The organism is Bradyrhizobium sp. (assembly GCF_016213215.1).
Lineage (GTDB): Bacteria > Pseudomonadota > Alphaproteobacteria > Rhizobiales > Xanthobacteraceae > Bradyrhizobium.
In genome coordinates this window covers 14,307-27,792 of record NZ_JACRAW010000161.1, presented here as the reverse complement: position 1 = coordinate 27,792, position 13,486 = coordinate 14,307, and the positions used below count along the sequence as shown (strand labels likewise).

General features: G+C 63.0%; 16 protein-coding genes. 3 read left to right on the top strand and 13 right to left on the bottom strand.

The genetic code is table 11. The features are described 5' to 3' along the window. The 10 genes from HY852_RS26755 to urtA all read right to left on the bottom strand — a co-directional run. Positions 1-643, bottom strand: a 643-nt coding sequence (locus HY852_RS26755) for an urease subunit alpha (protein ID WP_291607964.1), incomplete at its 3' end; no start/stop codon positions are given. 37 nt (positions 644-680) lie between these two features. Further along, complete coding sequence (locus HY852_RS26750; RefSeq protein WP_291607963.1) at positions 681-1,220, bottom strand: HD domain-containing protein; 540 nt, start codon at positions 1,218-1,220, stop codon at positions 681-683. Positions 1,221-1,373: 153 nt separating this feature from the next. Next, on the bottom strand, positions 1,374-1,679 hold the full coding sequence (locus HY852_RS26745) for an urease subunit beta (RefSeq protein WP_291607962.1): 306 nt from the start codon (positions 1,677-1,679) through the stop codon (positions 1,374-1,376). A 130-nt stretch (positions 1,680-1,809) separates the two neighbouring features. Then, positions 1,810-2,112 carry an urease subunit gamma gene (locus HY852_RS26740; RefSeq protein ID WP_291607961.1) on the bottom strand — a complete coding sequence of 101 codons (303 nt, stop codon included), beginning with the start codon at positions 2,110-2,112 and terminating at the stop codon, positions 1,810-1,812. Between the two features lie 25 nt (positions 2,113-2,137). Then, the gene (locus tag HY852_RS26735) at positions 2,138-2,962 is read right to left on the bottom strand and encodes an urease accessory protein UreD (RefSeq protein WP_291607960.1); all 825 of its coding nucleotides are present in this window, start codon (positions 2,960-2,962) and stop codon (positions 2,138-2,140) included. 34 nt (positions 2,963-2,996) lie between these two features. Further along, positions 2,997-3,692 (bottom strand): urea ABC transporter ATP-binding subunit UrtE, encoded by a 696-nt coding sequence (gene urtE, locus HY852_RS26730; RefSeq protein ID WP_291607959.1) that lies wholly within the window; start codon positions 3,690-3,692, stop codon positions 2,997-2,999. 119 nt (positions 3,693-3,811) lie between these two features. Then, a complete protein-coding gene (gene urtD, locus HY852_RS26725) occupies positions 3,812-4,573 on the bottom strand; it encodes an urea ABC transporter ATP-binding protein UrtD (RefSeq protein ID WP_291607957.1) in 762 nt (253 codons plus the stop codon). A 3-nt stretch (positions 4,574-4,576) separates the two neighbouring features. After that, the gene (urtC, locus tag HY852_RS26720; RefSeq protein WP_291607956.1) at positions 4,577-5,740 is read right to left on the bottom strand and encodes an urea ABC transporter permease subunit UrtC; all 1,164 of its coding nucleotides are present in this window, start codon (positions 5,738-5,740) and stop codon (positions 4,577-4,579) included. Then, positions 5,737-7,335 carry an urea ABC transporter permease subunit UrtB gene (gene urtB, locus HY852_RS26715; protein WP_291607965.1) on the bottom strand — a complete coding sequence of 533 codons (1,599 nt, stop codon included), beginning with the start codon at positions 7,333-7,335 and terminating at the stop codon, positions 5,737-5,739. The genes urtC and urtB overlap by 4 nt, the downstream gene beginning before the upstream one ends. A gap of 87 nt (positions 7,336-7,422) precedes the next feature. Further along, the gene (gene urtA, locus HY852_RS26710) at positions 7,423-8,745 is read right to left on the bottom strand and encodes an urea ABC transporter substrate-binding protein (protein WP_291607955.1); all 1,323 of its coding nucleotides are present in this window, start codon (positions 8,743-8,745) and stop codon (positions 7,423-7,425) included. Between the two features lie 507 nt (positions 8,746-9,252). On the opposite strand from urtA, the gene HY852_RS26705 reads away from it, so the two are divergent. The 3 genes from HY852_RS26705 to HY852_RS26695 all read left to right on the top strand — a co-directional run bounded on the left by HY852_RS26705 (position 9,253) and on the right by HY852_RS26695 (position 11,469). Next, positions 9,253-10,686: a DEAD/DEAH box helicase gene (locus HY852_RS26705; protein WP_291607954.1), complete on the top strand. Its 1,434-nt coding sequence runs from the start codon at positions 9,253-9,255 to the stop codon at positions 10,684-10,686. Positions 10,687-10,710: 24 nt separating this feature from the next. Continuing rightward, the gene (gene infA, locus HY852_RS26700; RefSeq protein ID WP_291607953.1) at positions 10,711-10,998 is read left to right on the top strand and encodes a translation initiation factor IF-1; all 288 of its coding nucleotides are present in this window, start codon (positions 10,711-10,713) and stop codon (positions 10,996-10,998) included. A gap of 258 nt (positions 10,999-11,256) precedes the next feature. Then, the gene (locus tag HY852_RS26695) at positions 11,257-11,469 is read left to right on the top strand and encodes a cold-shock protein (RefSeq protein WP_291607952.1); all 213 of its coding nucleotides are present in this window, start codon (positions 11,257-11,259) and stop codon (positions 11,467-11,469) included. Between the two features lie 95 nt (positions 11,470-11,564). On the opposite strand, the gene HY852_RS26690 is transcribed toward HY852_RS26695, so the two are convergent. The 3 genes from HY852_RS26690 to HY852_RS26680 all read right to left on the bottom strand — a co-directional run bounded on the left by HY852_RS26690 (position 11,565) and on the right by HY852_RS26680 (position 13,433). Then, positions 11,565-12,152 (bottom strand): TadE family protein, encoded by a 588-nt coding sequence (locus HY852_RS26690; RefSeq protein WP_291607951.1) that lies wholly within the window; start codon positions 12,150-12,152, stop codon positions 11,565-11,567. A gap of 16 nt (positions 12,153-12,168) precedes the next feature. Beyond that, positions 12,169-12,744, bottom strand: a complete 576-nt coding sequence (locus tag HY852_RS26685) for a TadE/TadG family type IV pilus assembly protein (protein WP_291607949.1) — start codon at positions 12,742-12,744, stop codon at positions 12,169-12,171. Between the two features lie 182 nt (positions 12,745-12,926). Next, positions 12,927-13,433: a pilus assembly protein N-terminal domain-containing protein gene (locus HY852_RS26680; RefSeq protein WP_291607948.1), complete on the bottom strand. Its 507-nt coding sequence runs from the start codon at positions 13,431-13,433 to the stop codon at positions 12,927-12,929. Positions 13,434-13,486 lie beyond the last annotated feature (53 nt).

Sequence of the window (13,486 nt, the reverse complement as noted above, 5' to 3'; positions counted from 1 at the left end):
CGCCCGCCTTGACCATCTCGACCAGCGAGGCGGGGCGCGATGCATTGCCCTTGCCGGCAATGCCGAGATTGACCGGGATGGCAACGAAAGACTGGATCATCCGCGCGATGTGCCACGGTCCCGGCGTGCAGGTGGTGGCAAAGGTGCCGTGCGAGGGCCCGGTGCCCCCGCCCAGCATCGAGGTCACGCCCGACATGAGCGCATGCTCGATCTGCTGCGGGCAGATGAAATGGATGTGGCTGTCGAACCCGCCGGCGGTAAGGATTTTGCCCTCGCCCGCGATCACGTCGGTACCGGGGCCGATTACGATGGTGACGCCCGGCTGGATATCGGGATTTCCGGCCTTGCCGATCGCGCCGATCATGCCGTCCTTGATCGCGACGTCGGCCTTCACGATGCCCCAGTGATCGATGATCAAGGCGTTGGTGATCACGGTATCGGCCGCGCCCTGTCTGCTGGTCACCTGCGACTGGCCCATGCCGTCGCGGATCACCTTGCCGCCGCCGAACTTCACCTCCTCGCCATAGGTGGTGAAATCCTTCTCCACCTCGATGATGAGGTCGGTGTCGGCGAGCCGCACCCTGTCGCCGGCGGTCGGGCCGAACATGTCGGCGTAGACTGAACGCTTGATTTTAGCAGACATCAAAAGCCCCGTTTGGAAATGAAGTACCTATAGGTGCTCACAGCGCGCTCCTCGCCAGCGCGACCGTTTCGTCGAACATCCGGTCCAGCACCGCGTTGACGCCGCGACAGCCGCTGACAACCTTCTCGGCAAAAGCGATATAGTCGGCGAGATCGTCGCGCTGCCTCTTGGTCGGCTCGGGCGCGATCCGCGCGCGGACGTTGCTGATCTTGTCGGCGATCTTGATCAGCTTGGCTCCGGCCGATTTCTTGGGCGCGTCCTCGACCTGCTTCTGACGTCGCTCGCCCTTTGACAAGCTCGTATCCTCGGTCACCTCGGTCACGAGATTGGCAACGCGCAGGCCGAAGCGTTGCGCGAGCTCGTCGTGGGTGGTTTCGGTATCCTCGATCGTATCATGCAGCCAGCCGGCCGCAACGAGCTCGGCGTCGCCGCCGGCGGTTGCCAGCGACAGCAGATTCGCGACCTCGGCGAGGTGGTTGATATAGGGCTCGTGGCCACGTCCCTTGCGCTGCATACCGCTGTGGCGGCGCGCGGCGAACTCGGCAGCTTCAGAGACAAGTCGGATCGGTGATAACATGGCAGGCTCCTTTCCCGCCTCAACCACGCCGCTGCAAGCTTCGTTCCCAGGCACGCTCTCTCCGTTCCCTCCCCCTTGCGGGGCCCGCAAGGGGAAAGGGAGCGAGACTATTGTGCTCACCTCACAATAGATCATGGCACGCCTACACCGAGATCACAGTTTTCCCATCACCTCGCCGCGGAAGCCGTAGATGGTCCGCTTGCCCGCGAGCGCGACGAGCTGAACTTCGCGACTCTGGCCCGGTTCGAAGCGCACGGCGGTGCCGGCGGCGATGTCGAGCCGCATGCCTCTCGCTTTCTTGCGGTCGAACTTCAGCGCCGGGTTGGTTTCGAAGAAATGATAGTGCGAGCCGACCTGGATCGGACGATCGCCGGTATTGGAGACAGTCAGCGTCACGGTCTTGCGGCCGGCATTGAGCTCAATCTCGCCTTCCTGGATGAAGAGTTCACCTGGGATCATGTCTGTTCCTCATCATGCTCGACTGCGGATGGCCGGCGTTGTGCCGGCCATCCACTCTTACTGCTCGGTTCAAACCTCGTGGACCGGACCAATCCCGGGCATGACGGAGTTCGTGGAAGGCTGGTGCGTCTCACCGGATCGGCTCGTGCACCGTGACGAGCTTGGTGCCGTCGGGAAACGTCGCTTCCACCTGGATGTCGTGGATCATCTCGGGAATGCCCGGCATCACCTGGTCGCGGGTCAGCACCTCGGCGCCCGCCTGCATCAGCTCGGCCACCGTGCGGCCGTCGCGTGCACCTTCGAGAATGAAATCGGAAATGATGGCGATCGCCTCGGGATGATTGAGCTTGACGCCGCGCTCGAGCCTTCGCCGCGCCACGATGGCCGCCATCGAAATCAGAAGCTTGTCTTTTTCGCGGGGAGACAGGTTCATGCGAAATCTCTTGCCGTTTCATCTATCAAGTGAGCCACAACCGCGGCAGTGCGGTGCCGGTTCGTCCAAGCACCGTCATCATGTCGTTACGCAGCGCGGCGGCATCTTGGGCACAGAACCGAGCCATTGCAAAGCCATTCCAGGCGGATGTCCCGACCTCGCCGCGAAAACTCTCCGCTCCTTGCCGGATCCGTTCAATCACGGCCTCATCCCCAGGCACGATCAGGGCGGTGCCGATGGCGGCGCCGTCACCTGCGATAGCCGGACGCGCGAGCTTTGCGGCGATATCGCCCGAAAGGCGGACCGTCTCGGCGAACACCAGGCGCCCCCCGCGCGAGAGCCGCCAGCGGTCGACAAATTCGCCACCGTTCATGCGCTCGCCCATCGCTGCGCGGCCGAACACCACAATCTCGCAAAGCAGAAGCGAGGCCGCTTCATCGAGCTCGATATCGAAGCGGCGGGACACCCGCGCCCCGTCAAACAGGATGGTCTCCTGCGGCAGCCAGGAAAGATGCGCACCCGAGGCGGCTTTCAGGCCGATATGGATCCGCGCAGGCTGACCGGGCGCTCGGTAGACTTTCTCCGCCGCGGCAGTTGTGAGGGTAAGCCGCGCGCCCTCGCCAGCGGCAATCTCGATGTCGAACTGGTCCGCGCCGGCAACGCCACCCGCCGTGTTGACGAACACGGCCGACAGCCCTTCATCTTCCGGGGAGGGAAACCGCACGCGCAAAGAGCCCGATTCATGCAGGGATCCCCGACGCGTCACCCCCTCCTTAAGACGCACGTCGAAACGAACCGCGCCGCGCGCGCGATTGGCTTCGAAGATAGACGCTGAAAGTTCGGTCCGCATCCGCCCCCCACTCGGCCGCGGCGGCAGTTGTGGCCTACAGCGCCATCTGCCGACTGATTTCGCTCGGGTCGAGTTTGGAGCGATCGCAGGTATATTTCACGGCGCCGCGGTCCATGACTGCGAAACTGTCGCCGAGTTCGCAGGCAAAGTCGAGATATTGTTCAACCAGCACGATGGCGATGTTGCCAATGTTGCGCAGGTACGAGATTGCACGGCCGATGTCCTTGATGATCGATGGCTGGATGCCTTCGGTCGGCTCATCCAGCAACAGCAGCTTGGGCCGCATCACCAACGCCCGTCCGATTGCAAGCTGCTGCTGCTGGCCGCCCGAGAGGTCGCCGCCGCGGCGGCCCAGCATCGACTGCAGCACCGGAAACAGCGAGAACACGTCGTCGGGGATGAAGCGATCCTCGCGCTTGAGCGGGCCGAAGCCGGTCCTGAGATTCTCCTCGACGGTCAGCAACGGGAAGATTTCGCGGCCCTGGGGCACGAGGCCGATCCCGCGCCGCGCCCGCTCATAGGGTTTCAGGCCCGTAATCTCGCTACCGTCGAACGTGATCGAGCCTGAAGCGATCGGGTACTGCCCGACGAGCGCGCGAAGCAGCGAGGTCTTGCCGACGCCGTTGCGGCCGAGCACGCAGGTGACCTTGCCGGGCTGCGCCGAGAGCGACACGCCGCGCAGCGCCTGCGCCGCGCCGTAGTAGAGATTGATGTCCTTTACGTCCAACATCTGCGATCGCCGTCCGTTCTAGATCATGATGCGATTACAAGGAATTGCATCATGATCTCATCTCTTTGATTGAGCATGATCTTTTCGGAAGACCGCTTTCCACTTTTCCGGATCATGCTCTAGCGTCCCAAATACACTTCGATGACCCGCTCGTTCGACGAGACCTGGTCGATAGTGCCCTCGGCGAGCACCGAGCCTTCGTGCAGGCAGGTCACCTTCACCCCGAGTTCGCGGACGAATGTCATGTCATGCTCGACCACCATGACCGTGTGGTCGCGATTGATCTCCTTCAACAGCTCGGCGGTCTGGTGGGTTTCGACGTCGGTCATGCCGGCGACCGGCTCGTCGACCAGCAGCAGCTTCGGATCCTGCGCGAGCAGCATGCCTATTTCCAGCCATTGCTTCTGACCGTGCGACAGGCTGCCGGCGAGGAGTCTGCGCGCGTCCGTCAGGCGGATGGTCTCCAGCACGCGATCGATGCGCTCCGCTTCCGCCTTGCTGCCGCGCCAGAACAGCGTGCCCCTGACGCTGTGATCGACGTTGAGCGCGAGCAGCAGATTGTCCTCGACGGTCTGGCTTTCGAACACGGTGGGCTTCTGGAACTTGCGACCGATACCGAGCTCGGCGATGCGAGTCTCATCGAGCCGGGTCAGATCGGTGACGCCGTCGAACAGCACCGTGCCCTCGTCAGGCTTGGTCTTGCCGGTAATGATGTCCATCATGGTGGTCTTGCCGGCGCCGTTGGGGCCGATAATAGCGCGCATCTCACCGGGCTCGAGCGTCAGCGACAGGTTGTTGATGGCGCGAAATCCGTCGAAGGAGACGTGTACGCCGTCCAGGTACAGCAACGCGGAGGTGGCGCGGTTGTCCATGACGTTCATCGATCACTCCGCAGGTTCGCTGACGCCGTCTTCGCGCGCGGCGCTTGCCGCGTTGGCCTCAACGCGTCGAGCCTTCCACGGCTCCCAGAACGTGTTGAACGTGCCGACGATTCCCTTCGGCAGCAGCAGCGTCACGAGGATGAAGAGCGCACCCAGCATGAACAGCCAGTAGGGCGCCAGCGGACCGGAGGTGAAGACGGTCTTGGCGTAGTTGACGACGACCGCCCCCAGCGCCGCGCCGACCCGAGTGCCCCGACCGCCGACCGCAACCCAGATCACCGCCTCGATCGAGTTGCCGGGGGCGAATTCGGATGGGTTGATGATGCCGACCTGCGGTACATAGAGCGCGCCTGCGACGCCCGCCATGCAGGCCGACACCGTGAACACGAACAGCTTGTAGGATTCGACGCGGTAGCCCAGGAACCGCGTGCGCGATTCCGCGTCACGGATGGCGATCAGCACCTTGCCGAGCTTGGAGGTCACGATCGCCCGGCAGATGAAGAACGCGAGGATCAGCGCAAGGCAGCTCAGGCCGAACAGGGCGGCGCGGGTGCCGTCGGCCTGCACGTTGAAGCCCAGAATGTCCTTGAAGTCGGTCAGGCCGTTGTTGCCGCCAAAGCCGAAATCGTTGCGGAAGAATCCGAGCAGGAGCGCGTAGGTCATCGCCTGAGTAATGATCGACAGGTACACGCCGGTGACGCGGGAGCGGAATGCCAGCCAGCCGAAGCAGAACGCGAGCAAGCCCGGAACCAGTACTACCATCAGCGCAGCGAACCAGAACATGTCGAACCCGTACCAGTACCAGGGCAGGTCCTGCCAGTTCAGGAACACCATGAAGTCGGGCAGGATCGGATTGCCGTAGACGCCGCGGGGGCCGATCTGCCGCATCAGATACATGCCCATCGCATAGCCGCCGAGCGCGAAGAACGCACCGTGCCCGAGCGAGAGGATGCCGCAATAGCCCCAGATCAGGTCAATGGCGAGAGCAAGGATCGCGTAGCAGACGTACTTGCCCCACAGCGCCACCAGATAGGTCGGCACCTGCAGGAACGATCCCGCCGGCAACAACAGGTTCGACAGCGGGATCAGGATGCCGCAGGCGGCAACGATCGCCAGGAACAGCGTCGCGCCACGGTCGAGCGATCGGGTCAGCACGTGGGGCGTCATGCTTCCACCGCCCGGCCCTTGAGCGCGAACAGGCCGCGCGGGCGTTTCTGGATGAAAAGAATGATCAACACCAGGATCGCGATCTTGCCGAGCACGGCGCCAGCGACCGGCTCCAGGAACTTGTTGGCGATGCCGAGGCTCAGGGCGCCGACCAGCGTGCCCCAGAGATTCCCGACACCGCCGAACACCACGACCATGAAAGAGTCGATGATGTAGCTCTGGCCGAGATTGGGGCTGACATTGTCGATCTGCGACAGCGCGACGCCGGCGATGCCCGCAATGCCCGAGCCGAGGCCGAACGTCAGCGCATCGACACGCGAGGTCGCAATGCCCATCGAGGCCGCCATGCGGCGGTTCTGCGTCACGGCCCGCATCTCAAGGCCGAGCGCCGTGTAGCGCAGCATCGCGAGCAGGATGGCGAATACCGCCAGCGTGAAGCAGAGGATCCACAACCGGTTGTAGGTGACGGTGATCTGACCGAGCTCGAACGCGCCGCTCATCCAGGATGGCGCGCCCACCTCGCGGTTGGTCGGACCGAACAGGGTGCGCACCGCCTGCTGCAACACCAGCGACAGGCCCCAGGTGGCGAGCAGGGTCTCGAGCGGGCGGCCGTAGAGGAAGCGGATGATGCTGCGCTCGATCAGGACGCCGACGCCGCCGGCGACCAGGAACGCGAGCGGCACGGCGATCAGAAGCGAATAGTCGAATGCCCCGGGATAGCTGGTGCGGATGACTTCCTGCACAACGAAGGTAGTGTAGGCTCCCAGCATGACCATTTCGCCATGGGCCATGTTGATGACACCCATGACGCCGAAGGTGATGGCGAGTCCGATCGCCGCGAGCAGCAGCACCGAACCAAGCGACAGCCCGTACCAGGCATTCTGCACTCCGGACCACATCGCGAGCGAGCTCTGGATCGAGGAGATTGCACTCGCCGCGGCCTTCGACACGGTGGCGGGCTGATCGCCGCCGATGCCCGTCAGCAGCGCCAGCGCTTCCTGGTCGCCGCGCGCCTTGATGGTGGCGACGGCCTCCAGCTTGTCCTGCTCGCTGGCATCGGACTTGAACAGGATGATCGCGGCGCGCGCTTCGCCGAGCGCGGTCTTGGCCGCCTTGTTGGTCTCCTTGGCCAGCGCGCTTTCGACGACCGGCAGCGCCGCCTCTTCATGCGACTTGAAGACGGACTGCGCCGCCTGAAGACGGGTGGCAAGGTCAGGTGAAAGCAGGGTCAGCCCGCCGACCGCCGCCTCGACGCCGCGCCGCAGACGGTTGTTGAGCCGAACGGCGCTGGCACTGTCGGGAACGCTGGCGACCGCTTCGCCGGTGATGGCATCGATCGACTTGCCGTCCGTCCCGGTGACATAAACCTTCTTGCTGTCGGGATCGGCCATCAGGCGGCCGTCCTGCAGCGCGCTGATGATGGGATGGGCGAGCGGATTGCCCGAGCTTGCAACCACTCCGATCGCCTCTTCGGTGTCGGAGAAGTCGTCGTTGGCGAACTTGGCGACTGCATCCTCGAACGCACCGGCGAACGCCGGCACCGCGTAGGCGGTCAGCAGCAAGGCAAGCGCGAACGTGCGAAAGCGATCGAGCAAATTGGCGAGCACTGGACGACCCCGGCGGAATTGGCTGGAGAAGGCGGCGGCACCGCCGCCCTCTCCGATCGTGCAACTACGTTCGGATCAGGAGCCCGAACCGAGGCACTTGTTGGTCTTGACGTTGAAGTTGCCGCACTTCTTGCCGACCCAGTCGCCGATCAGGTCCCTGGAGCCTTCCAGCTCCTTCGACCACGCATCGCCGGGGACGAGGTCCTTGGTCTTCCAAACCACGTCGAACTGGCCGTTGCCCTTGATCTCGCCGATGAACACCGGCTTGGTGATGTGGTGATTCGGCAGCATCTTCGACACGCCGCCGGTCAGGTTCTTGGCTTCGATACCCGGCAGAGCGTCGATGACCTTGTCCGGATCGGTCGACTTCACCTTCTCGACCGCCTTGACCCACATGTCGAAGCCGATGACGTGCGCTTCCATCGGATCGTTGGTCACGCGCTTCGGATTCTTGGTGTAGGCCTGCCAGGCCTTGATGAACTTCTCGTTCTCGGGCGACTTGATCGACTGGAAGTAGTTCCAGGCGGCGAGATGGCCGAGCAGCGGCTTGGTGTCGATACCGGCGAGTTCTTCCTCACCTACCGAGAACGCGACCACCGGAATATCGGTCGCCTTGATGCCCTGGTTGCCGAGCTCCTTGTAGAAGGGAACGTTGGCGTCGCCGTTGATGGTGGAGACCACCGCCGTCTTCTTGCCGGCCGAGCCGAACTTCTTGATATCGGCCACGATCGTCTGCCAGTCGGAATGACCGAATGGCGTGTAGTTGATCATGATGTCTTCCTGCTTGACGCCTTTCGACTTCAAGTAGGCTTCGAGGATCTTGTTGGTGGTGCGCGGATAGACGTAGTCGGTGCCGGCCAGCACCCAGCGCTTCACCTTCTCGTCCTTCATCAGGTAGTCGACGGCAGGGATCGCCTGCTGGTTCGGCGCGGCGCCCGTGTAAAACACGTTGCGCTCGCTCTCCTCACCCTCGTACTGGACCGGATAGAACAGGATGCTGTTCAGCTCCTTGAACACCGGGAGCACGGACTTGCGCGACACCGAGGTCCAGCAGCCGAACACGACGGCGACCTTGTTCTTGGTGATCAGCTCGCGCGCCTTTTCGGCGAACAGCGGCCAGTTGGAGGCGGGGTCGACGACGACAGCCTCGAGCTTCTTGCCGAGCAGGCCGCCCTTCTTGTTCTGCTCGTCGATCAGGAAGAGGACAGTATCTTTCAGCGTGGTTTCGCTAATGGCCATGGTGCCGGAGAGCGAGTGCAGCACGCCGACCTTGATGGTGTCGTCGGCGGCCTTGGCGCCGGTGAAAGAAGCCAGACCGAGTACCAGTCCGGCGGTCGCTGCCAACCAGCGACGGCGGCTGAACGGCGCCGCTATATCGTGAGTAGATTCAGTACGCATGAGATATCATCTCCCTGACGCAGGCGTGAAAACGCTGCGAACGGCCCCACGGCCGCCTGCGGTTAAGAGAATCGCAAGAACCGTGCCATGGCTCGGGCCTCATGCAACCCATTGAGCCGACAAACTAATTACGGTTTTTGCGAAGAGTTGGCGCGCTTTGTTTGCCTACTTCTTGAGCTAGCGAAATGTATGCGCATGCGGCAGGCTGTATAATTCTTGAGCAGAATCGCCCTTGTGTCTAAGATTTTAGCAGTTTGAGTCGTCCCGCTTTGCCACTGTTTTGCAACAGCGCTTGCGATGCAGCTTCGACCTTGAAACTGCCGCCTTCCTGTTCCATATGACACTTACGAGCCCTTGCGAATCAAAGGGTCACTGCGAGCCGCGTGTTCTGAGCCCCCCTTTGGGCCTCTGGCTTGCCCTTCAGCCAATGATCCGACGCCCCAAACACGCGGGTGTCCGTGAATCCCTCGCGCGCGCCCCGCGACGATGCCGGGCGCCGCGTTCGTTATGGAAAGAACCCATCTTTTGACTTCCTTTTCGGATTTCGGCCTTGCCGATCCCCTCTCGCGTGCGCTTCGTGAAGAGAACTATCTCACCCCCACCCCGATTCAGGCTCAAACCATCCCGCTGGCCCTGGCCGGCCGCGATGTCGTCGGCATCGCCCAGACCGGCACGGGAAAGACGGCGGCCTTCGCGCTGCCGATCCTGCACCGGATTCTGCAGCACCGGACCAAGCCGCAGACGAAGACCTGCCGGGTCCTCGTCCTCAGCCCGACCAGGGAACTCTCCGGTCAGATCCTCGACAGTTTCAAGGCCTATGGCCGTCACATCCACCTTACCGCGGCACTGGCCATCGGCGGCGTACCGATAGGCCGGCAGGTGCGTTCGGTCATGCCGGGAGTCGAGGTCCTGGTGGCCACCCCTGGCCGCCTGCTCGACCTTGTGCAAAGCAACGGCCTCAAGCTCAGCCAGGTCGAGTTTCTCGTGCTCGACGAGGCCGACCGCATGCTGGACATGGGTTTCATCAACGACATCCGGAAGATCGTCGCCAAGCTGCCGATCAAGCGGCAGACCCTGTTCTTCTCGGCCACCATGCCGAAGGACATCGCCGAGCTCGCCGAGCAGATGCTGCGCGACCCCGCCCGCGTCGCCGTTACCCCGGTCTCGTCGACCGCCGAGCGCATCAACCAGCGCATCGTCCAGGTCGACCATTCGGCAAAGCCTGCCTTCCTTGCCCAACTGCTCAAGCAGGAACCGGTCGATCGTGCGCTGGTGTTCACACGCACCAAGCACGGCGCCGACAAGGTGGTGAAAAGCCTTGCCAAGGCCGGCATTGCCGCCCACGCCATTCACGGCAACAAGTCGCAGAACCATCGCGAGCGGGTGCTCGCCGCCTTCCGTTGCGGCGAAGTGCGCACACTGGTCGCCACCGACATCGCCGCCCGCGGCATCGATGTTGACGGCATCAGCCATGTGATCAATTTCGACCTGCCGAACGTCCCAGAGACCTACGTTCACCGCATAGGCCGCACTGCGCGTGCCGGCGCCGAGGGCACCGCGATTTCGCTGGTCGCTGGCGCCGAGGAGCTTGGCTATCTCCGCGACATCGAGCGACTGATCCGCATCGCCCTGGCGCGCGAGGATCGCCGCACGCCCGGCAGTCGGGAAGCAGCTCCTGCCCCGGCGCAACACCGTGCCGGCCGTCCGCCGTCGCGAACGCATGCACCGCGGTTCGGGGAAGCCGGATCGAACACGAAAGGCTCGAACGCGAAAGGCTCTCGCCGACGCCACCGTTCTGGTGGTAATATGCCCGCTTCACCAACCGATCGGCCGGATCAGCGTCCTGCGCATGGCGCCGGCAAGCCTGAAGGGATACAAGGCGTTGCCTTTTTGCGCCGTGAGGGCCGCAGCCGGCCGAACCGCAACCCACGTTCGCACTAGCCGTCTATCGATCTGGAGATAACCATGGCTAAGGAAGAGCTGATCCAGTTCGAAGGACTGGTCACAGAAATCCTCCCCGACGCACGCTATCGCGTGCAGCTGGACACCGGACACGAGATCGTCGCCTACACCGCAGGCAAGATGAAGAAGAACCGGATCAAGACCCTCGCGGGTGACCGCGTGACGGTGGAAATGTCGCCCTACGACCTGGAAAAGGGCCGGCTTATCTTCCGCCACAAGGACGAGCGCCCCGGCGCCGGCGGTCCGCCGCGGGGAGCGGCCCAACGTGGGGGCCAGTTCCGTCGCAGGTGAGCGCATTCGGGCTTTAAGCGAATCACGACGCGCGCGGGAACCGTCGCATCGCAATGCGACGGATCAAAAAATCGTGCACGTCAGGATTGTTTTGAAGGCCAGCATCCAATATTATAGGGTATCGATTTTCAGCCGGACGACATTAGCATCCACCGGTACAGCCGGTTCAGACACGCTGACGACCCTTCCAAAAATTCGATCTCACCAGCCCACGCGAGTGGGCTTAGACCTAGTATATCTGAGAAGGGACTACCCCCAGTGAGCATGGGAACCGTAAAGTGGTTTAACGCAACCAAGGGCTATGGCTTCATCCAGCCGGATGACGGCGGCAAGGACGTGTTCGTCCACATCAGCGCCGTCGAGCGAGCCGGTCTCGGAACGTTGCGCGAAGGCCAGAAGATCTCCTACGAGATCGTTGCGGACCGCCGTTCCGGCAAATCCTCGGCCGACAATCTCCGCGCCGCCAGCTAAGAGCTCCGGGCTTGCCCGGCTCTCCCCGAACACCAAAAGGCCGTGCGACAGCACGGCCTTTTCATTTGGACCGGCGATTGGCCGGGCGCCGGACCTCACTTGGTCGTACAGGCAGTATCGGGACTGTAAAAGACGCAGGTCGACTGGCGCGGACGGGTATAGGCCACGTCGCTCAAGTTGATTTTGGTCGTCAGCACGATGCCGGCCATCGGGCTGTACTCGTAGCTCACCTCGCTGAAGATCAGATAAGTTCCTGCGATCGCGAGAGAAGAGGGAATCGTCACGATATCGCTGGGCGCACGCGGCGTGGCGGCGCCGTTGCCCTTACTCCATTGCACGCGGGCCTGCAGGGTGTCGGGGTCGATGTACAGTTCGGAGATCCTGGCTTTGACCGGAGACGTCGGATACGGCGTCATGATTCCGGTCGAGGCGGCGAAAAAATTGGCCATGTCGTCGGGGCTGACCGACGTCGACTGCGTGGTGAGGTCCGAGAGGGTGCGCGCCATCAGCGTCACCTTGCGGTCGACGGCGACGGCCGAGGAGAATTCGACCGTGCCGAAGAACATCACCAGCATGAGCGGCACGATCACCGCAAATTCCGTTGCGGCAAGTCCGCTTCCGTCCTCGATGAAATCGGCTGACGAGAGCTTCGCTCGACGCCACAATTTCGCGATCGCTTGCATCGGTCTGCACTCTGATTCAGGGAGTTGGGGGCGGAGATGGGGGCGCCCCGAAGGGCTCGTTCTTGAAGGCTGCAGTGGCGGCCAGAAGACGCTTGCTGCCCGCCAGATTGGTGATGTCGTAGCCGAGCCCGGTAACGAACAGCGGCCATTGATAGAACACCCGCACCACGACGATGTCGCCGGCGTTGCCCGGGTTGTATTGCATGTTGGTGTCGAAATTGCCGGCGGCGTCGATATGACTGTTGATGACCACCGACGAGAACGAGGTGCCGTAGCTCTGCACATCCACATAGATCTTGTCGCAGTCAAACAGCGCGGGGATCTGGCCGCAGACATAGGTCTTGAACTGCTCGGCCGTGAACGATCCGGTCTGGGCCTGACCCGTCAGGATCATTCGCGCTGAATTCTGCGTCACCGTCTCCAGCACCTGGCCTGCGAAGAAGACGATCGCGGTCTCGATGATCGCAAACAGGAGGCCGAAGAACACCGGCGCGACGAGCGCGAACTCGACGGCGGCCGAACCGTGACGGTTGCGGCGGAATCGGCGCAGGGTGTTGCCGAACGATAGTCTTGAAGGTGCGGGCGACGGCATCAATGGAAGTTCCCCGGCAGCGATCATCTCAGGCAACAACTAGCCGAAACTGATTGTTTAAGTGTTTCCCCAAATAGAACCGCGCGGACCCGCCCGGTTAAGGAAGCATTAACCAACCCGGCTGCGGAGATAGGGTCACGAGCCGCCGGGCGCGCTGGCGCGCGGCGGACCCGATCGAGCCGCTAGTTGGTCTTGCCAGCCGCGGATGCAGCGTTGCCGCTCGCCTGGCTGCTGAGCGAACCCGCCTGATCCATGGTGTTCTTGAAGTAGGAATCACCGTCGCCGAGGGTCACGCGGCGCTGGCAGATCGGCATGCAGCTATAGGACTCGCGCTCGACACCGCGATAGACGGTGACAAGGCGGTCCGTCGGGCCTTCGACCTGGATGATGCGGTCGACCAGCACCTCGCCGGCGCGATCGAGCGCAATGAAGTTGGTGGCGCCATAGCCCTTGCCGGTCACCACGATCATGCCGCCGGGCTGCAGGGTGACGTCCGCGATCAGCGGATTCCCGACCACAATCGTGGCTACCCGGCCCGGCAACCGGACCAGCTTCGCCTGGTCGACGTTGACGGCAATGGCATCCGGGCTGGCTTCGGCAAGGCCGGCTGCCGGCGAAAGGAGGATGCCGACCGTAAGGAGGCATCCCAGACAGGCGTGCATACGGCTACGCAGATACTCGAACAACATACTCTACCTCGGGACGTGGATTAGCCGGCATAAGCGATACGCAGCGGAGCCGG